Annotated in this window: 21 protein-coding genes; 9 read left to right on the forward strand and 12 right to left on the reverse strand. The window is 67.7% G+C overall.

The window, feature by feature from the left end:
* Positions 1-73: 73 nt before the first annotated feature.
* The 3 genes from AC1RJ9_RS25340 to AC1RJ9_RS25350 are packed head-to-tail and all read right to left on the reverse strand — an operon-like array spanning position 74 to position 3,333.
* Positions 74-1,885 carry an aminopeptidase P family protein gene (locus AC1RJ9_RS25340; RefSeq protein ID WP_492841177.1) on the reverse strand — a complete coding sequence of 604 codons (1,812 nt, stop codon included), beginning with the start codon at positions 1,883-1,885 and terminating at the stop codon, positions 74-76.
* Between the two features lie 38 nt (positions 1,886-1,923).
* Positions 1,924-2,790 carry a 50S ribosomal protein L11 methyltransferase gene (locus AC1RJ9_RS25345; protein ID WP_492841175.1) on the reverse strand — a complete coding sequence of 289 codons (867 nt, stop codon included), beginning with the start codon at positions 2,788-2,790 and terminating at the stop codon, positions 1,924-1,926.
* Positions 2,791-2,829: 39 nt separating this feature from the next.
* Positions 2,830-3,333 carry a hypothetical protein gene (locus AC1RJ9_RS25350; protein WP_492841173.1) on the reverse strand — a complete coding sequence of 168 codons (504 nt, stop codon included), beginning with the start codon at positions 3,331-3,333 and terminating at the stop codon, positions 2,830-2,832.
* 92 nt (positions 3,334-3,425) lie between these two features.
* Between AC1RJ9_RS25350 and AC1RJ9_RS25355 the strand changes: the two genes are divergently transcribed.
* A complete protein-coding gene (locus AC1RJ9_RS25355; protein ID WP_492841171.1) occupies positions 3,426-4,589 on the forward strand; it encodes a low temperature requirement protein A in 1,164 nt (387 codons plus the stop codon).
* Here the strand turns inward: AC1RJ9_RS25355 and AC1RJ9_RS25360 are convergent.
* Both AC1RJ9_RS25360 and AC1RJ9_RS25365 read right to left on the reverse strand, forming a co-directional pair.
* Complete coding sequence (locus tag AC1RJ9_RS25360) at positions 4,586-4,747, reverse strand: hypothetical protein (protein WP_492841169.1); 162 nt, start codon at positions 4,745-4,747, stop codon at positions 4,586-4,588. The genes AC1RJ9_RS25355 and AC1RJ9_RS25360 overlap by 4 nt on opposite strands.
* Before the next feature lie 248 nt (positions 4,748-4,995).
* Complete coding sequence (locus tag AC1RJ9_RS25365) at positions 4,996-7,422, reverse strand: DUF3553 domain-containing protein (RefSeq protein ID WP_492841167.1); 2,427 nt, start codon at positions 7,420-7,422, stop codon at positions 4,996-4,998.
* 144 nt (positions 7,423-7,566) lie between these two features.
* Between AC1RJ9_RS25365 and AC1RJ9_RS25370 the strand changes: the two genes are divergently transcribed.
* A complete protein-coding gene (locus tag AC1RJ9_RS25370; RefSeq protein WP_492841165.1) occupies positions 7,567-7,773 on the forward strand; it encodes a hypothetical protein in 207 nt (68 codons plus the stop codon).
* A 3-nt stretch (positions 7,774-7,776) separates the two neighbouring features.
* Complete coding sequence (locus AC1RJ9_RS25375; RefSeq protein ID WP_492841163.1) at positions 7,777-8,049, forward strand: hypothetical protein; 273 nt, start codon at positions 7,777-7,779, stop codon at positions 8,047-8,049.
* Here AC1RJ9_RS25375 and AC1RJ9_RS25380 read toward each other — a convergent pair.
* Genes AC1RJ9_RS25380 through AC1RJ9_RS25390 form a run of 3 tightly spaced genes read right to left on the reverse strand, consistent with a single transcriptional unit; the run spans position 8,033 to position 9,387 of the window.
* The gene (locus AC1RJ9_RS25380) at positions 8,033-8,257 is read right to left on the reverse strand and encodes a ribbon-helix-helix domain-containing protein (RefSeq protein ID WP_492841161.1); all 225 of its coding nucleotides are present in this window, start codon (positions 8,255-8,257) and stop codon (positions 8,033-8,035) included. The genes AC1RJ9_RS25375 and AC1RJ9_RS25380 overlap by 17 nt on opposite strands.
* Positions 8,258-8,273: 16 nt before the next feature.
* Positions 8,274-8,450, reverse strand: coding sequence for a DUF4169 family protein (locus tag AC1RJ9_RS25385; RefSeq protein ID WP_492841159.1), 177 nt, complete (start codon positions 8,448-8,450; stop codon positions 8,274-8,276).
* Between the two features lie 22 nt (positions 8,451-8,472).
* Entirely contained in the window at positions 8,473-9,387 is a 915-nt protein-coding gene (locus tag AC1RJ9_RS25390) for a DUF6807 family protein (protein ID WP_492841157.1), read from the reverse strand.
* A gap of 136 nt (positions 9,388-9,523) precedes the next feature.
* On the opposite strand from AC1RJ9_RS25390, the gene AC1RJ9_RS25395 reads away from it, so the two are divergent.
* Positions 9,524-9,766 (forward strand): DUF2171 domain-containing protein, encoded by a 243-nt coding sequence (locus AC1RJ9_RS25395; protein ID WP_492841155.1) that lies wholly within the window; start codon positions 9,524-9,526, stop codon positions 9,764-9,766.
* Between the two features lie 106 nt (positions 9,767-9,872).
* Complete coding sequence (locus AC1RJ9_RS25400; RefSeq protein WP_492841153.1) at positions 9,873-10,508, forward strand: glutathione S-transferase family protein; 636 nt, start codon at positions 9,873-9,875, stop codon at positions 10,506-10,508.
* A 60-nt stretch (positions 10,509-10,568) separates the two neighbouring features.
* Here the strand turns inward: AC1RJ9_RS25400 and AC1RJ9_RS25405 are convergent, their stop codons facing one another.
* Together AC1RJ9_RS25405 and AC1RJ9_RS25410 are read right to left on the reverse strand one after the other, a co-directional pair.
* The gene (locus tag AC1RJ9_RS25405) at positions 10,569-11,771 is read right to left on the reverse strand and encodes a pyridoxal phosphate-dependent aminotransferase (RefSeq protein WP_492841151.1); all 1,203 of its coding nucleotides are present in this window, start codon (positions 11,769-11,771) and stop codon (positions 10,569-10,571) included.
* Positions 11,772-11,903: 132 nt separating this feature from the next.
* Positions 11,904-12,572 carry an AAA family ATPase gene (locus AC1RJ9_RS25410; protein ID WP_492841150.1) on the reverse strand — a complete coding sequence of 223 codons (669 nt, stop codon included), beginning with the start codon at positions 12,570-12,572 and terminating at the stop codon, positions 11,904-11,906.
* 226 nt (positions 12,573-12,798) lie between these two features.
* Here AC1RJ9_RS25410 and AC1RJ9_RS25415 point away from each other — a divergent pair, with 226 nt between their 5' ends.
* A complete protein-coding gene (locus tag AC1RJ9_RS25415) occupies positions 12,799-13,518 on the forward strand; it encodes a TVP38/TMEM64 family protein (protein ID WP_492841149.1) in 720 nt (239 codons plus the stop codon).
* Here the strand turns inward: AC1RJ9_RS25415 and AC1RJ9_RS25420 are convergent.
* Entirely contained in the window at positions 13,481-14,161 is a 681-nt protein-coding gene (locus AC1RJ9_RS25420) for a TetR/AcrR family transcriptional regulator (protein ID WP_492841147.1), read from the reverse strand. The two genes, AC1RJ9_RS25415 and AC1RJ9_RS25420, sit on opposite strands and share 38 nt — an antisense overlap.
* A gap of 49 nt (positions 14,162-14,210) precedes the next feature.
* Here AC1RJ9_RS25420 and AC1RJ9_RS25425 point away from each other — a divergent pair, with 49 nt between their 5' ends.
* From AC1RJ9_RS25425 to AC1RJ9_RS25435, 3 genes are all read left to right on the forward strand, one after another.
* Positions 14,211-16,181 (forward strand): alkyl/aryl-sulfatase, encoded by a 1,971-nt coding sequence (locus AC1RJ9_RS25425; RefSeq protein WP_492841145.1) that lies wholly within the window; start codon positions 14,211-14,213, stop codon positions 16,179-16,181.
* Between the two features lie 95 nt (positions 16,182-16,276).
* On the forward strand, positions 16,277-16,333 hold the full coding sequence (locus AC1RJ9_RS25430; protein ID WP_199170726.1) for a hypothetical protein: 57 nt from the start codon (positions 16,277-16,279) through the stop codon (positions 16,331-16,333).
* Between the two features lie 82 nt (positions 16,334-16,415).
* Positions 16,416-18,002 (forward strand): 2-isopropylmalate synthase, encoded by a 1,587-nt coding sequence (locus AC1RJ9_RS25435; RefSeq protein ID WP_492841143.1) that lies wholly within the window; start codon positions 16,416-16,418, stop codon positions 18,000-18,002.
* A gap of 100 nt (positions 18,003-18,102) precedes the next feature.
* Here AC1RJ9_RS25435 and AC1RJ9_RS25440 read toward each other — a convergent pair whose 3' ends face one another.
* Positions 18,103-18,591 carry a hypothetical protein gene (locus AC1RJ9_RS25440; protein WP_492841141.1) on the reverse strand — a complete coding sequence of 163 codons (489 nt, stop codon included), beginning with the start codon at positions 18,589-18,591 and terminating at the stop codon, positions 18,103-18,105.
* Positions 18,592-18,614 lie beyond the last annotated feature (23 nt).

An 18,614-nucleotide genomic window follows, 5' to 3' on the forward strand; every position in this document is an offset into this window, starting at 1 on the left:
TTCAAACCTCCCGTCTCAGAAGGTTTGAATCAGCCCCGCCACTTTTTGGGAATCCCGTTTATGGGTCTGTGGCCTAGAGCGGCGCGCAGGCCTCTTCCATCCAGGCGCGGATCTCCGGCTCGACCCGAGGCCCGATCTCGCGCAGCACGCGGGCGTGGTAGGCGTCGAACTGAGCCACTTCCTCGGCGCTCAGCAGGCTCTTGTCGATCAGGCGGCGGTCGATCGGCGCCAGGGTCAGGGCCTCGAAGCGGTGCATCGGGCGATCGCCGCCGGGCACGTCCTCGGCCGGCATGACGACCTCCAGGTTCTCGATCCGGATGCCGTATTCGCCGTCCTTGTAGTAGCCGGGCTCGTTCGAGACGATCATGCCAGGCTGCAGGGCGATGAGGTTGGGGGCCTTGGCGATCCGCTGCGGGCCCTCGTGAACGCCCAGATAGACGCCGACGCCGTGGCCGGTGCCGTGGTCGTAGTCCAGGCCGTGGGCCCACAGCGCGGCGCGGGCGAAGGCGTCGATGGCCGAGCCGGTGGTGCCGGGCGGGAAGCGCAGGCGCGCGATGGCCAGGTGGCCCTTCAGCACCAGGGTGTTGCGATTGATCATCTCGGCGGAGGGCTCGCCGATCGCCACCGTGCGGGTGACGTCGGTGGTGCCGTCCAGATACTGCCCGCCACTGTCGACCAGCAGCAGCGAACCCATCGCGGCGCGCTCGTTGGAGCGTTCGGTCGGGTGGTAGTGGGGCAGGGCGCCGTGACCGTTGGCCGCGCCGATGGTGTCGAAGGACAGGTCCTTCAACCGGCCCGTGGCCTCGCGGAAGCCTTCTAGCTTGGCGACGGCTTCCTTCTCGTCCGGCGGGCTGATCTGGCCCTCGGTGGCCAGCCAGTGGAGGAAGCGGGTCAGGGCCGCGCCGTCGCGCTTGTGGGCCTCCCGCGTGCCGTCCAGCTCGACGCCGTTCTTGCAGGCGCGCGGGAGGGCGCAGGGATCCATGGCCCGGACGATCTTGGAACCGGCGGCGGCCAGCATGTCGAAGTACCAGGCCGAGGACTGGCCGGGATCGACGAGCACGGCCTTGCCCGACAGGTCGCCCAGTGCCTCCTCCAGCTTGTCCGGCGTCTCCAGCGAGACCTGGTTGCCGAGCCAGGCGGGCAGGTCGGTCGTGGCCTTGGCCGGTTCCAGGAACAGGCGCGCGGTGCCGTCGGCGTTGAGGATGGCTTGAGCCAGCGGCAGAGGCGAGCGGATGACGTCGCCGCCGCGCACATTGAACAGCCAGGCGATCGAGGCCGGGGCGGTGATCACCGCCGCATCGGCGCCAAAGGCGGCGATCGACGCGCCGACGCGCGCGCGCTTGGAGTTCGACTCCTCACCAGCATATTCGACGTATTGCGGTACGACCGGCGCCATCGGCTGGGCGGGACGGGCCTCGCCCCAGGCCTGGTCGATCGGATTGGCGGCGACGGGCTTGAGGATCGCGCCGGCCCGGCTCGCGGCGACCTTAAGGCCTTCCAGGGCCGAGGGGCTGTGCAGGCGGGGATCGTAGCCGATCACTGCGCCCTTGTCGGTGGTCTCCAGATAGGCCGGCACCCCGCCCTCGACGAGGTCGCGAATCTCGAACACGCCCTGGTCGACTTGCTGGCGGACCTGCAGCGTATAGCGACCGTCGACGAAGACGGCGGCGCGGTCCTTGAGGATCACGCCCGCGCCGGCCGAGCCGGTGAAGCCGCTGGCCCAGGCCAGTCGGTCATTGGCGGCTGGCAGATATTCGTTCTGGTGCTCGTCCTCGTGCGGCACGAGGAAGCCGTCCAGGCCCTGCGCGGCCATGGCGGCGCGGATCAGCGGAACATGCTTGGGCCCGAAGGACGGGTCGGTGGATTCGTCGAAGGTCTGGCGCATGGGGAGGATTTAAGCCTCCCCATGCGAACAGGGAAGTCCTACGGCCGCTGCAGAACCAGAGTCGCCCAGGCGTCGCGGTGGATGCGGCTCACGACCTTGAAGCCGCGCGAGAGGTAGGCGGCCTTGACCATCCGCTCCTGGGTGCGCAGCAGGCCCGACAGGATGACCGTGCCGCCGGGAACCAGGGCGCGCTTGATGTCCTGGGCCAGGCTGATCAGCGGGCGGGCCAGGATGTTGGCGAACACCAGGTCATAGGGCGCGTTGTTGGCCACCAGCGGGTTTGACAGGCCCGAGGCGTGCACGAACCGGGCGTTGGCCTTGTTGACCTTGGCGTTCTCCTTGGAGATCCGCACGGACGGCTTGTCGATGTCGGTGCCGACGGCCAGCTTGCTGCCGGTGCGGGCGGCGGCGATAGCCAGCAGGCCGGTGCCGGCCCCGACGTCCAGCACCTTGTTGAACTTGCGGGCCTTGATCAGGCGGTCATAGGCCTGCAGGCAGCCGACGGTGGTGCCGTGGTGGCCCGTGCCGAACGCCGCGCCAGCCTCGATCCGCAGGTTGACGGTGCTGGCTGGCAGGCGGCCGCGGTCGTGCATGCCATAGACGAAGAAGCGGCCGGCGCGCACGGGCGGCAGGCCCGACAGCGCCATGGCCAGCCAGTCGGCGTCGGCCAGGGTGTCGCGCACGACCTTCAGGTCGTATTCGCCCAGCAGGGCCATCAGGCTGGCGTCTTCCTCATCGGTGGTCGGGAACGCGTCGATGCGCCAAATGCCCTTGTCCTCGTCCTCTTCGAGGATCGAGTAGGTCGCGCCTTCCAGGCCCGGATGGTTGTCGATGGCGTCGGCGGCGGTCTCGGCTTCGGCGCGCGCGCCGCGGGCGACGATCTGCTGGGGCGTATAGTCGGTCATGCCGCTCCGTTAGCGGCAAAGGCGTCAAAAAGCGAGCCTTCAGCGCGTCGTCATGCCCGTCGCGGCGGCGTCGACCATCATCGGGGGCGTGGAGGCCGATACGGTTTGGGGCTTGCGATCCTCGGGCAGGGAGATGTCGAGGATGTCGCCGCGTTCTGACGCCCAATTCGGCGCATCGGCTGGCGGTGGGGGCGTCGCCGGACCGTGCTGGGCGGGGACATAGGGCGGAAGCTCGGGCGCCGGCGGCGGTTCGTAGTCAGCGTACTGGATCGGCGGCGGCGGCTGCGTCGACCGCAGGAAGTCCGTTCCGACCACGTAGTCCGGGATCTTGCCCGCCGGCCAGGAGATCGGCTCGGCGTAGTCCTGTCGCGCATACTGGGCGGGTTCCATCTCGGGCGTGTAGCCGAGATGCTGGTCGCCGGTCTGCATGGCCAGGCCCGCCAGGGCGCCGAGCACGGCGCAGGCCGGCGCGCCAAGGGCGACAGGGCGGGTGAGGGCGAAGGCCTTCAGACGGCCAAGGATGTGTTCGAGCCACGGGGCCATATCGGCATAGCGCGCGACGAAGGCTTTTGGTTCGAAATCCCGCTCGCGAGACTCAGCGGCCGGACTCTAGGTTGGGCGTGAAGAGGGACGTCATGAGCCAGAAGCCGCTGCTACGCGAACGCCACGGGCGCGAACACGCCCGCGTCACCTATGTGGAGCTGTTCTTCGATCTCGTCTTCGTGTTCGCGGTCACCCAGCTGTCCCACGCCGTGATCGGACACCCGACCGGCCTTGGCCTGTTGCACGCGGGCCTGTTGCTGCTGGCGGTCTGGTGGGCGTGGGTCTTCACGGCTTGGGTGACCAACTGGATGGACCCCGAGCGGACGCCGGTGCGGGTGATGCTGTTCGTGCTGATGGCGGCGGGCCTGGTGCTGTCGGCCGCCATCCCGGACGCCTTCGGAAAGCGCGGCCTGGTCTTCGCCTGCGCCTATGTGTTCATCCAGGTGGGGCGGAGCCTGTTCTTCCTGGTTGGCGTCTGGCGCGAGCCCGCCCACCGGCTGAACTTCATCCGCATCCTGTCCTGGCTGTCCCTGTCGGCGGTCTTCTGGATCGGCGGCGCGTTCCAGCAGGGCGAGGCGCGGCTGTTGATCTGGGCCGTGGCCATGGCGATCGAATACGCCTCGCCGGCCATGGGTTTCTGGACGCCGGGCCTGGGGCGCTCGTCCTCGACCGACTGGGTGGTCGAGGGCGGTCACCTGGCCGAGCGCTGCGCCCTGTTCACGATCATCGCCCTGGGCGAGTCGGTGATCGTCACCGGGGCGACCGTGGTCGGACTGCCGTGGACCTTCGAGGTGATCGCCGCCTTCGCCAGCGCCCTGGTCTGCAGCATCGCCATGTGGTGGATCTATTTCTCGTTCACGGCCGAGGCGGCCAGCGAGGCCATCGCCCATTCCGACAATCCCGGCCGGATCGCGCGAGTGGCCTATACCTACAGCCACATTCTACCGGTGGCCGGGGTCATCGTGGCGGCGGTCGGCGACGAGTGGGTGCTGCACCATCCGCTGGGCCATACCGATTTCAAGACCGCCGCCGCCGTGATCGGCGGACCGGCGCTGTTCCTGTTCGGAGCCCTGGTCTTCAAGCTGGCGGTGTTCAGACAGTGGTCGAGGACGCGGATCGTCGGCCTGGTCCTGCTGGCGGCGCTGATTCCGATCGCGAGCCACGTCAGCCCGTTGACGTTGTCGGTGGCGACAACCCTGATCCTGGTCGCGGTCGGGGCGTGGGAGACGTGGCTTGCGGAGAGACGGCTGACTTAGCCGATCTGGTCGATGACGATGTCGCGCAGTTGAGCGCGGGTGAGGCCCGGCCAGACCCAATCGGGCTGGGTGGAGCGTGCGGGCGTCGCGGTGCGGAAGGTCGAAGGCATGTGGGGCGCGCTCTTGGCGGCGGCCTTACGGGTAAAGTTGGTTTTCATAAAGTTCCAGACAAGGGCCGGGCGTGTCGCCGGACCCGATAGATCATAAGGGGTGGAGATATCCGCCCGGAGCCGTCGGTGACGGCGGGAGGCGATGGAGCGCCTGGGTTGCTCAGCCGTCTTGGGCTGAAGCGTTTGGCTGCTTCCTGACTAGCATATGGTTATCCGCTTGTCGTGTTCAACCCCCGCGACATAGGGGCGCGGGGAAAGATGCTCCTCACGCGCCGCGGGGGAGCATCCATTGTTGATCAGGCCTTCTCGACGAAGCTGTCGATGACCTTCTTCTCGCCTGCCTTGTCGAAGGCCACGGTCAGCTTGTTGCCTTCGATGCTGGTGACCTGGCCGTAGCCGAACTTGACGTGGAACACCCGGTCGCCGTGCGCATAGGCGCTGCCGGTCGGAGCCGAGACGGCGACCAGGCGGCCTTCGCCCTCGATCGGGGCCGAGCGGGCGGACGAGCCGGCGCGGACGCCCTGGGGGCCGCGCCAGGCGGGGTTGCGCTCGCCAAAACCCGCCGTGCGTTCCTGAGCGCGCTTCCAGCCGGGGCTGTCATAGCTGCTGCCGGCCTGGAAGGCGGAGGTGCCGGGATCGTCCCAGCGCGAGGCGGCCGTCGACTGCATCCCAGGGCCGCCACCGTAGTAGCCGGTCTCGGAGCCCGCATCGACATGGGCGATCGGCAGTTCGTCGACGAAGCGGCTGGGCAGTTGCGATGTCCAGCGGCCATAGACCTGACGGTTGGCCACGAAGCTGATCAGGGCCTGCTCGCGGGCGCGGGTGATGCCGACATAGGCCAGGCGGCGCTCTTCCTCGAGACCCTTTTCGCCCTTGTCGTCCATGCTGCGCTGGCTGGGGAAAACGCCTTCCTCCCAGCCGGGCAGGAAGACCAGCGGGAATTCCAGACCCTTGGCCGAGTGCAGGGTCATGATCCAGACGGCGTCGCCGGTGGCTTCGCGGTCCAGGTCCATGACCAGCGACACGTGCTCCAGATAGGCCTCCAGCGTGTCGAAGGCGCCCATCGACTGGACCAGTTCCTTCAGGTTCTCCAGCCGCGTCTGGCTGGTCGGGCCCTTGTCGAGGCGCAGGGCGTCGGTATAGCCGCTCTCCTCCAGCACCGTCTCCAGCAGGCGCTGGTGGTGGACCGAGCCGATCAGCGAGCGCCAGCGGTCGAGGTCCCGGATGAAGTTGCTGAGCGCCGTGCGCGTGCGGGCCGGCAACTCGTCGCTGGCGATGATCTGGCGCGCCGCCTCGACGGTCGAGACGCCGCTCAGCCGGGCGATCTGCAGCAGCTTCTGCACCGAGGTGTCGCCGATGCCGCGCTTGGGCGTGTTGACGATGCGCTCGAAGGCCAGGTCGTCGTCGGGCGACTGGATCAGGCGCAGATAGGCGTGGGCGTCACGGATTTCGGCCCGTTCGAAGAAGCGCGGACCGCCGACCACCTTGTAGGGGATCTGCAACATCACGAAGCGCTCTTCGAAGGCGCGCATCTGGAAGCTGGCCCGCACCAGGATGGCCATCTGGTTGTACTTGCGGCCGGCCTTCTTGGCGCGTTCGATCTCGTCGGCGATCATCCGGCTCTCGGCCTCGCCGTCCCACACGCCGCTGACCCGGACCTTCTCGCCGCCGGTCGCCTCGGTCCACAGGGTCTTGCCCAGGCGGCCCTTGTTGGCGGTGATCAGGCCGGAGGCGGCCGCCAGGATGTGCTCGGTCGAGCGGTAGTTGCGCTCCAGCCGCACGACCTTGGCGCCGGCGAAGTCGCGCTCGAACCGCAGGATGTTGTCGACCTCGGCCCCGCGCCAGCCATAGATCGACTGGTCGTCGTCGCCGACGCAGCAGACGTTCTGGCGGCCCTGGGCCAGCAGGCGCAGCCACAGGTACTGGGCGACGTTGGTGTCCTGGTACTCGTCGACCATCACGTATTTGAAGCGGCGCTGGAACTCGTCCAGCACGTCGGGATGGCCGGTGAACAGGCTGATATTGTGCAGCAAAAGGTCGCCGAAGTCGCAGGCGTTCAGGATGCGAAGACGGTCCTGGTACTGACGATATAGGCTGATGCCCTTGCCGTTAGCGAACTCGCCGGCCTCGCTGGTCGGCACGCGGTCGGGCGTCCAGCCGCGGTTCTTCCAGCCGTCGATGATCTGCGACAGGATCCGCGGCGTCCACCGCTTGGCGTCGATGTTCTCGGCCTCGATCAACTGCTTGAGCAGCCGCTCGTTATCGTCGGTGTCGATGATCGTGTAGTTCGACTTCAGCCCCACCAGCTCGGCGTGGCGGCGCAGGATCTGGGCGGCCACCGAGTGGAAGGTGCCCAGCCAGCGCAGACCCTCGGCTTCCGGACCGATGATGTGGGTGATCCGCTCGCGCATCTCGCGCGCGGCCTTGTTGGTGAAGGTGACGGCCAGCATTTCCCAAGGGCGGGCGCGGCCCGTCGCCAGGATATGGGCCAGCCGGGTGGTCAGCACGCGGGTCTTGCCGGTGCCGGCCCCGGCCAGGACCAGCAGCGGGCCTTCGGTGGTCTCGACCGCCTCGCGCTGCTCGGGGTTCAGGCCGTCCAGATAGTTGGGCGTGGCATGGCCATGGGCCGGCGGCTGCGGCCGGGCCAGGTCGGAGATGCGCGGAGAGGGCAGGTCGCCCGGAAAGCCGCCAGCGGCTTCGAGCGAGTCATCATCGGGATACATGGAACATATGTAGCACAAACCGCGCGCAGCTTAAGCCCCAACAGCGCCGCCGCGCGGCGGTGAAAGTGTCGGGAAAGGAACTTCGGAGCTCGCGTACCGTTGATCCGCCATCACGAACAAAGCCGAACAGGCACGGAGACTCTCATGGCCGAAGAAACCAGCGGCGGCGGCGGCAACACTGGCTTGGCGTTCATCGTGGGCGGACTGGTCGTGATCGTCGCGGTGATCGCTTTCTTCATGATGTCCGGCGGCTTCACGCAGAACAAGAAGGTCGACGTGAACATCTCGGCCTCGGCGCCGAAGTTGCCGGATGCGCCGAAGCTTCCGGAAGCGCCCAAGGCGCCAGGCTGATCGATGGCCAAGACGCTTGCTCATAACGGCGGTCATCATGGTCGGCGCGAGGGCGGCGGCCTCTGGGCGGCCTTGCTGGTCGTGGCCGTGCTCGGCGCGGCGGTCTGGGGCGCGTGGACGCTGGGCGTGATGGCCGGTGATCGGGCCGACTGGCGCCAGAGCCTGCCGGTGCTGTCGAGAACACTGCGCCAAGCGCCGAACCCGCAGCCAACGCCGATCCCGACACAGCGTCGTCCAGCGGTGAGGCCCGAAGCGCACGCTAGCCTGTCGCGCTAGTCTCAGTCGCCCGCGCCAGCGCGAACACCCGACAGGCCGAGGCCAGCGGCCGCTCCCCGCGCTCCAGGTCGATCCTCTGGACCAGACCGGCCAGGCTCACCGCCTCCTCGGTCGCCGCGCGCTCCAGCACCGCCCAGAACTCCGGCTCCAGAGCCAGCGAGGTCGCGTGGCCGGCCAGGTTCACCGAGCGTTTCTTCAAACCAGCCATATGACGTCCATTGGCCTCAATCCTCGCGCTTGGCGCCGTCGAGGTCGCGCTTGAGCTTGTCGGCGCGCGCCGCGTCCAGGGTCTTCTCGCCCTTGGTGCGGCCGAACTTGGCGCGGTTCTCGGACGCCCGGGCCTTATCATCGGCCTTGGCCTTGGCCTTGCGGGCCTGGTTCAGATTGACGATGTCGGCCATTTCTCCAGGCTTTCTTGCGGGCTTACGGGGACTTCTTCTTGGGGATGGGACGAATGACCAAGGTTTCCTGCAGATGCAACGCCTCATCCTTCTTGAGGACCAGCGGCGCGCGGCCGGGGAAGACGCAGTTCTGCATCGAGCGGTCGCTATACAGCGTCCAGCGCGTGACCGCCTGACCATTGGCCTTGCAGGCCAGGCCCACCGCCCAGGCGGGCGCGGCGTCCCCGGTCCAGGCGAAGCCCATGTTGCCGCCGGCGGTGATCGCCGCGCCGTTCGGGGTGATCGTCTTGCCCCCAGAGGCGAAGGTCAGGTGCTCGGGATCGACCAGCCGGATCGAGAATCCGCCGAAGCCGCGGTCGTCCTCGCTGCCGCCCAGGCCCAGGGCGGCGACGCGCGAGGTGATCGTGGTGTCGAATTCCACCCGTCGCGCGCCGCTCTTCAGGGGACGCACGGTGACCTTGGTGGTCTCACGGGCGACATAGGCCAGCTCCGGTCCGGAATTGACCATCCAGTCGACCTCGACCGTCAGGGTCCCGCCGCCCTCGGCGTCGCCCAGGAACGTCTTGGAGCGGACGAAGTAGCTGAGGCCCTTCATGTACCAGCCGTCGGCGACGGTCTTGCCGTCGGTCTGGACCTTCATCCAGGCCCACCAGATACCGCGCTGGTGCGGGTGGTCGCCGGGCCTGTCCTCGGTCAAGGCCGTTCCGTCCGGCGCGTAGAGCACGCCGACATAGTTCGAGCGGCCCGGCTCGGCGGCGGGATGGAGCGGCTTGGTTCGGTAGACCAGCACGGTCTTGCCCGCCTCGGTCAGGGTCACCGCATCGTCGGCGAAAATGGCGTCGACCCGCTTGTTGATCGCGGGATCCGCCCAAGCGGAAGACAAGCCTGGGCCGGCGACCAGGAACAGGGCGCAGGCGAGAAGGGCGCGGAGGCTCATACGTCGTCCCTCGAATTCTTCAGAACGTATCAAGAACAATCCATGCGTGCATGGCAAGCTGAAACTTAACCACGGGCATGGCCGTTTGATGTCGCGAGGGACCCGTGACGGTCTCGCTCAATCTTGGAGACGACACATGATCGACCTCTCGCAAATCAAGGAGCACCAGGAAGTCGTGGGCTCGGACGGCGGCCATGTCGGTCGCGTCGATCACATCGTCGGCGGGGAGATCGAGCTGGCCAAGCTGGATCTGGGCGCCGGCTTCAAGCACCACATGATCCCGCTGGACTGGGTTGAATATATCAATGACGACAAGCTCCACCTGAGCGTGACCAAGGACGACGCCAAGTCCAAGTGGCGCGAAAAGCCCAAGGACTAGACACTCGGTGAACTCCAAGGCCTTCGCCCTGAAAGGGGCGGAGGTCTTTTGCTTGACCGGACCCCGGAAGCATCCGCCTATCCGCCGCATCAGCGGAGAGGGTTCGATGTACACGTTCTATGGTTCACCCAGCACGGCCGGCACGGCCATACACTGGCTGCTGCTGGAGTTGGGCGTTCCGTTCGAGGCCAAGCTGCTCGATTTCGACAAGGCCGAGCACAAGACGCCGGAATATCTGGCGCTCAATCCTGACGGCGTCGTGCCGACCCTGATCGTCGATGGCGCGCCGATCACCCAGATGGCCGGCATCGCGACCCTGCTGGCCGAGCGTCACCCGGAGGCTGGCTTCGCCCCGCCGCCAGGATCTGCCGCTCGGGCCGAGTATCTGAGCTGGACCCTGTGGTTGGCTAACAGCTTCCAGCCGCACTTCCGGGCCTGGTTCTATCCGCATGAGCCCGCCGGTGGCGAGGCGCAGGCGGCCGTCCAGGCGGCCGCCCGTGAACGGATCGAGGCGGGTCTGGCGCGGCTGGACGCCCGTCTGGCCGACCGCGATTATCTGGTCGGAGACCACTTCACGACCGTGGACGTGCTGGCGACGATCCTGTGCCGCTGGACCCGCAACATGCCCAAGCCGGCGACTGAATGGCCGAACCTGAAGCGCTATCTCGACACCATACGCCAGCGCCCGGCGCTGCGGGAAGTTCACGCCCGCGAAGGCCTGACCGACTGGATCGATGGCTAAGATGAAGAAGGGGACCGGCGCGAACCGGTCCCCTTCATCGTTTCAACGCCTTGGCGTTGTTTACTTCACGCTGGCGCAGAAGCGCTGGATGCGCGCGCAGGCGTCTTCCAGCACGTCGGTGCTGGTGGCGTAGCTGATGCGGAAGAACGGCGACAGGCCGAAGGCCGCGCCGTGCACGACCGCCACGCCCTCGGCTTCCAGCAACTCGCCGGCGAAGTCCTCATCGGTCGCGATGACCTTGCCCGACGGCGCGGTCTTGCCGATCAGGCCGGCGCACGACGGATAGACGTAGAAGGCGCCTTCCGGGGTCGGGCACTGCAGGCCAGTGGCCTGGTTCAGCATCGACACCACCAGGTCGCGGCGCTCCTGGAACAGCTTGGCGTTCGGCTTGATGAAGTCCTGCGTGCCGTTCAGCGCTTCCAGCGCCGCCCACTGCGAGATCGAGCAGGGGTTGGAGGTCGTCTGGCTGATCATCTTGCCCATGGCCTTGATCAGCGCTTCGGGACCCGCGGCGTAGCCGATGCGCCAGCCGGTCATCGAATAGCCCTTCGAGACGCCGTTCATCGTCAGGGTGCGGTCATAGAGCCGGGGCTCGACCTGGGCGATGGTGGTGAACTCGAAATCGTCGAACACCAGGTGCTCGTACATGTCGTCGGTCAGCACCCAGACCTGCGGGTGGCGCAGCAGGACGTCCGCGATCGCCTGCAGCTCGGCGCGGGCATAGGCGCCGCCCGAGGGGTTCGACGGGCTGTTGATGATCAGCCACTTGGTCTTCGGCGTGATCGCCGCTTCCAGGGCTTGCGGCGTGAGCTTGAAGCCGCTCTCGGCGGTGGTCTCGACCGGCACCGGCGTGCCGCCAGCCAGGAGGACCATGTCGGGGTAAGACACCCAGTAGGGCGCGGGGATGATGACTTCGTCGCCCGGGTTCAAGGTGGCGACCAGGGCGTTGTAGATCACCGGCTTGCCGCCCGGGGCGACGTGGACCTGGCTCGGCTTGTAGTCCAGACCGTTCTCGCGCTTGAACTTCGCGCAGATGGCGGCCTTCAGCTCGGGCATGCCGTCAGGGTCGGTGTATTTGGTCTTGCCGGCCTTGATCGCCTCGATCGCGGCGTTCTTGATATTGTCCGGCGTGTCGAAGTCGGGTTCACCCGCGGAAAGGGCGATCACGTCACGACCGGCGGCTTTCAGCGCGCGCGCCTTGGCGCTGATGGCGATGGTGGCCGACGGTGCGATGCGCCGCAGGGCGGCGGACTCGAGCGACATGATGCAGGACTCCCCTGTGCTTACTGGTCCGCCAAACGGGACCGTTTCAGGATTGCGGGGGTCTTTACGCGCCCGTTCGCCGCGGCGCAACGCGGTTAGGCGACATTCTGGTGAAGGCTGTGAAAGCGCGCGTCAGGCCTGGTTCGCGGCGAGGGTCTTGACGTGGTCGCCCAGCAACAGGGGAGCGATCAGATCCCACAACCGGTTGATCTCCTCGGCGGCGGCCGAGCCGGGCTCCCATTCGCAGACCGAGCGGCCGTGGGCGACCGACTGCTGAAAGACGGCGCGGGCGCGCAGGCCGATCGGGGCCAGCGGCATACCGGTGAAGCGCAGGGCCTCGGCGGCCTTGATCACGGCCGGCGGCTCGACGCCGTTGCGGCGCGAGGGGGCCTGGCTGAGAACGATGACGCCCTTCTTGCCCAGGCGACGGACCGACTCGGCCGAGCGCGCCACCGAGGCGATATCCAGGAAGGTCGGGCGGCAGACCAGCACGCACAGGTCGGCGCTGTTGATCGCCTGCAACACGTCGGCTTCCGGGGAGGCAGGGGTGTCGATGACCAGGGCGTCGAAGTCGCCGTGCTGCGCCTGGGTCTGGGTCGAGAACAGCTTGCCGGCGTTGATCTCGGCCAGCAGCGGGCCGTCGCCGGTGCGGGCGCGCAGGGAGTCCGACGCCGACCGCTGCGGGTCGATGTCGGCCAGCATGATCTTCAGTCCCGCCAGATGGGCGGTAATGGCCAGGTTCACCGCCAAGGTCGTCTTGCCGGCGCCGCCCTTGCGCGAGATCACAGCCAGGGTCTTCACGATAAAACTCCTTACAGGGCCAAGGTTTTCCGTCCTTGCGGCCTGTGGATAAGTAACGCTGTCATGTGAAGCCCGTGCAACCGAAATGTCGTAACGGGCGAATCATGTGTCCCCGGATCGCGTTTCGCGGCGCCCGCCGGAAAAGCGCCTCTTTCTCCAGCAGGTGTCCGCTGTCGTTTGCCGCAGCGCCGCTTGACCCTGGGCGGCGCCTGCGCGAGGAGGGGCCGTGATCCGCCGCATCATCGACTTCTTGACCAATATGGACGCCCGCGCCTGGCGCACGGTGGCGGTCTCGTTCGTGCTGTTCGGCGGGGTCGGCGTCGTTTTCCTGTTCGGCGCGCAGATGCTGGGCGTCAATGGCGAGACGGCGGTCGAGCACTGGCTGGGCGCGGCCAGCGGGCCTTGGGCCCTGCCGATGGCCGTGGCGGCTTTCGCGGTCATGGCCTTCCTGGGCGTGCCGCAGTTCGTGCTGATCGCCGCGGCGGTGGTCGCCTTCGGGCCCTGGACCGGTTTCGCCTATAGCTGGATCGGCACTCTGGTCTCGTCCCTGGTCGGCTTCTGGCTGGGCCGGGCCTACGGCGCGCGGATCCTGCGCGACTTCGCGGGCGAGGGCGTCAACAAGTTCATGCGGATGATCGGCAAGAACGGCTTCACGGCCAGCCTGATCGTGCGCCTGGTGCCCTCGGCGCCGTTCATCATCGTCAACATGGCCGCGGGCGTGACGCCGATGAAGCTACGCGACTTCGCCGCCGGCACCGCTATCGGCATCGTGCCGAAGATCGCCCTGACCGCCTTCGCCGGCAATTCGATCGTTCAGGCCATGAGGGGCGGCGGCAAGCAACATATCGTCATGATCGCCCTGGCCGTCGTCATCTGGCTGGCCATGGGCCTGGTCAGCCGCGCCTGGCTCAAGAAGCGTGAGGCGGCGGAAGAGGCGGAGTCGTAAGCCCCGCCGCCGCGTAGGTCGCTTCGCGCCACGCCCGGACGATCTCGCCGAACCAGCGGGTGCGCGTAGCGTCGTCCATGCCGTCGGTTTCCTCGACCCCGGCCGCCCAGGCTTCGATCACGAACGGCATGAAGGTGCGGGCCGCGTGTCTGCAGGTCGCGCGCTGGGCGTCCGAGGCGTCTTCCGGCGGCGCGACGAACGGTTCGATCAGCTTGGTCAGCAGGGCTTCCAGCGCCGCGCGCCAGGCAGCGGCCTCTGGCGCGCCTCGGGCGTCTCGGAGCAGCAGCAAGGCCAGCTTCGGATTGGCGCGCGACATCTCGACCAGCCGCGCGATGCTGGAACCGTAGCCGCCCCAGGGCCGGCCGGCGTCGGCCTTGATCCGGACCAGCATCTCGCCGAACAGCGCGTCGATCAGGCTCTGGCGCGAGGGATAGAGCCGGTAGATCAGGATCTTGGCCACGCCCATGCGGTCGGCGACGTCCTGCATGGTGGCGACCTGCAGGCCCTTTTCGGAGAACACCTCGACGGCGGCCTCCAGCACCGCGAGACCGCGCGCGGCCTTGTCGACCCGGGGCTTGGGCTGACCTGGGCGACCTCTGGGGACAGGGGCCTTGGCCGGGGGGACTTTCGCGACTCCGCTCATGGATGCTATGTAGAATGAAACTATAAAGTTTCAAAACATGGAGGGCGGGATGCGTAGGGAGATTCTGGCGGCCGGTGTCGCGGTTCTGGCGATGGTCGCGGGCGCGGCCAGGGCGGGGGATCCAGCTAGCCCGACTACGGTCGACAGGCAGAAGGCCTTCGCCGCGACCTTGCCGATGGCCGACAATCAGGACTTCGCCTTCGCCGACCAGGGCTTCCTGGGCACGCGAACCGATCCCCTGATCAAGCGCGCCGACGGCCAGGTCGCCTGGAACCTGGCCGCCTATGATTTCCTGAAGGGCGAGCCGCCGGCCACCGTGAACCCCAGCCTCTGGCGGCAGGCGCAACTGCTGTCCAAGCACGGGCTCTTCAAGGTCTCCGATCGCGTCTACCAGGTGCGCGGCTTCGACATCTCCAACATCACCTTCGTGCGCGGCGACAGCGGCTGGATCGTCATCGACCCGCTGACCATGAAGGAGACGGCCCAGGCCGCCCTGGAGCTGGTTAACGACAAGCTGGGCGTCCTGCCGGTCAAGGCGGTGATCTACACCCACAGCCACAGCGACCACTTCGGCGGGGTGCGCGGGGTCGTGGACGAGGCCGACGTGAAGGCCGGCAAGGTGGCGGTCGTCGCGCCGATCGGCTTCATGCAGGAGGTCGCCGCCGAGAACATCCTGGCCGGCAACGCCATGGGCCGCCGGGCCCAATACCAGTTCGGCATCATGCTGCCGCCGGGCGTCGAGGGGCAGATCACCTCCGGCATCGGCCAGACCATCGCCAAGGGCTCGATCACCCTGATCCCGCCGACCATCAGCATCGACCATACGGGCCAGGAGCTGACGCTCGACGGTGTGAAGATCCGCTTCCAGTACACGCCCGGCACCGAGGCGCCGGCCGAGATGAACCTCTATTTCCCGGACCTGCGCATCCTGGACATGGCCGAGAACGCCAATGTCACCATGCACAATATCCTTACGCCGCGCGGCGCGCTGGTCCGCGACAGCAAGGCCTGGGCCGACGGCCTGACCGAGTCCATCCGCCTGTTCGGCGATGTCTCCGACACCATGATCACCAGCCACGGCTGGCCGCGCTTCGGCGGGACGGTGGTCAGGGATTTCCTGGCCGATCACCGCGACGCCTACAAATATCTGCACGACCAGACGGTGCGGATGATGAACCTGGGCCTGACCGGGGACGAGATCGCCGCCAGGATCCAGCTGCCGCCGGCCCTGGCCAAGGACTGGTTCAATCGCGGCTACTACGGCTCGATGAGCTTCAACAGCCGGGCGGTCTATCAGCGCTACATGGGCTGGTACGACGCCAACCCGGCCCACCTGGAGCCCGCGCCGCCGGCCGACGCGGGCAAGCGCTATGTCACCGCCATGGGCGGGGCGGCCAAGGTCAAGGCGATGGCCAAGGAGGCGGCGGGGAACGGCGACTATGCCTGGGCCGCCACCTTGCTAAACCACGCGGTGATGGCCGACGACGGCGACAAGGAGGCCAAGACCCTGCTGGCCTCGGCCTACGACCAGATGGGCTACCAGACCGAGAACAGCCTGTGGCGTAACATCTACCTCACCGGCGCCGACGAGCTGCGGGGCGGGGTGCGCAAGCTGCCGCCCTCGATGGCCCCGCTGGACATGCTGGCGGCGTTGGACAGCGCGATGATCTTCGACGTGCTGTCGGTGCGCCTGAACCCCGACAAGGCCAAGGACGCGCACCTGCGGATCATCTTTGTCTTCCCTGATCGGAACGAGCGGTTCCTGGTCGAGGTGCGCAACGGCGTGCTGGTCGCCCAGCCGTCCCCCAAAAGCGAAAATGGGGAGGGCGAGAAGGCTGACGCCACTCTGACCGTGGCGCGGCCGGTGTTCCTGGACTCGCTGTTCACCGGCAAGTCGCTGGTTCCGAAGATCCTGACCGGGCAGGTCAAGCTCGAGGGCGATCGCGCCGCGATGGGGCGGATGACGGGATGGTTTGACGCTTTCCCGACCGACTTCCCGATCGTTACGCGCCCAAATTAATCTGGACCTGGAATAAACTTGCGCCAGCTGCGACGGATCGCGCGGCTGGCGCAAATTGCTTGCTCGATTCCCGGGCGATGTGTAGAAAGTCCGCCATGAACGTCGCGCGCGCACTGCTTTCGCTTCGGCTTATCAGCCCCTGGGCGCTCTAGGGGCCGCGCTTCGTCGCGGCCGGGCGCACAGGGGATAGTTCCCGCAGCCCGCACGCAGACACCCCATTCGACGAGTATTCCCATGACTTCCCCCATCTCGGGCGTATCGCCCGCCGCTTTCGACAAGCGCGACAACGTCGTCATTTTCGACACCACCATGCGCGACGGCGAGCAGTCGCCCGGCGCGTCGATGTCGCTGGAAGAGAAGCTGGAGCTGGCCAAGATCCTCGAGGAGATGGGGGTCGACATCATCGAGGCCGGCTTCCCGATCGCCTCGAACGGCGACTTCGAGGCCGTCCGCGAAGTGGCCAAGATCGTCAAGAACTCGACCATCGCCGGCCTGTGCCGCGCCCACCAGGTCGACATCGACCGTTGCGCCGAAGCCCTGAAGCCCACGCAGCGCGGCCGCATCCACGTGGTCATCGCCACGTCCGACCTGCACATGAAGCACAAGCTGCAGATGGAGCCGGACGCCGTCATCGACGTGATCGCCCGCTCGGTGGCCCACGCCCGCAACCTGCGCGACGACGTCGAGTGGTCGGCCGAGGACGCCACCCGCAGCGACCGCGAGTTCCTGCGCCGCGCCACCGAGACCGCCATCAAGGCCGGCGCCACGACGATCAACCTGCCCGACACCGTCGGCTACACCTATCCGTCCGAATATGCCGACCTGTTCAGCTGGATGGTCAATAATGTCGAGGGCGCCGACAAGGTGATCTTCTCGACCCACTGCCACAACGACCTGGGCCTGGCCGTGGCCAACAGCCTGGCCGGCGTGCAGGGCGGGGCGCGCCAGGTTGAGTGCGCCGTGAACGGCCTGGGCGAGCGCGCCGGCAACGCCGCGCTGGAAGAGATCGTCATGGCCCTGAAGGTGCGCGGCGACCGTCTGCCCTTCCAGACCGGCATCGACACCACCCACATCACCCGCGCCAGCCGCTACGTCTCGGCCATCACCGGCTTCCCGGTGCAGTACAACAAGGCCATCGTCGGCAAGAACGCCTTCGCGCACGAGAGCGGCATCCACCAGGACGGCATGCTCAAGAACCGCGAGACCTACGAGATCATGACGCCGGAGTCGGTGGGCCAGGCCCCCTCGAGCCTGGTCATGGGCAAGCACTCGGGCAGCCACGCCTTCCGCGCCAAGCTGAAGGACCTGGGCTACGAGCTGGGCGAGAACGCGCTGAAGGAGGCCTTCGGCCGCTTCAAGGACCTGGCCGACCGCAAGAAGCACGTCTACGACGACGACATCATCGCCCTGGTCGATGACGCCCTGGCCCGCGGCTCGGAGAAGATCCGCGTCTCGCACCTGCGCGTGGTGGCCGGCACCGACGGCCAGTCGGCCGAGCTGACCCTGGACGTCGATGGCGTCTCGAGCACGGCCGAGGCCACCGGCGACGGTCCCGTCGACGCGGTGTTCAACGCGATCCACAAGATCGTGCCGCACAGCGCGGCCCTGCGCCTGTTCCAGGTGCACGCGGTGACCGAAGGCACGGACGCCCAGGCCCAGGTCTCGGTGCGTCTTGAGGAGGATGGCCGCATCGCCACCGGCGCGGCCGCCGACACCGACACCCTGACCGCTTCGGCCAAGGCGTACGTCAACGCCCTGAACAATCTCTTCGCCCGCAAGGAGAAGAGCCGGCCCGAAGCGGCGATCGCCAGCGGCTTTTAAAACTGTCATCCCGGCCAAGCGCGAAGCGCGCCGAGCCGGGACCGCGGGAAGCTCTGAGTTCGGGGCGGTCCCGGGTCTTCGCCCGGGATGACAGGATGGTTCAGGCCGCCTGCCGCTTGCTGAACGGCCGCGTCGCCAGGATCTCGGCCCCCAGGTGCGCCTGGGGCTGAACCTCCAGGCCCAGTTCTCGCAGACTGTCGGCGAGCGCCCTGCGGGGCGCCTCGTCCAGCAGCGCGCCCGCGTCCACGACCAGCGTCCCGCCAGGACGCAGCATGGCATAGGTCGCGGCGACGATCGCGCGCGTGTCCTGCAGCGTCTGGCAGTCCAGGACCAGCAGCACGTCGCTGCGCTCGTCGGCCGCGCCGCACGTGGCCCGGCGGGCGGCCTCGACGCGCTGATAGCCGCGACGCCACAGCTGGCACATCGCTTCGCCCGCGCCCGGGCCGGCGACGGCCACGAAGCACAGCGGCGTGGCCTCGGCGAGGTCCAGCATGCGGTCCAGGGCGGGATTGATCCCCTCGGTGGGCACGCCCAGCAGGAACTGGGCGGCCTGCCTAAGAGGCGTTTTCCTGGGCGGGTGGGGCGACATGTTCGGTAAGCCTTCTTCAGCGA

Source organism: Caulobacter sp. GW822-FHT07D08, assembly GCF_058798735.1.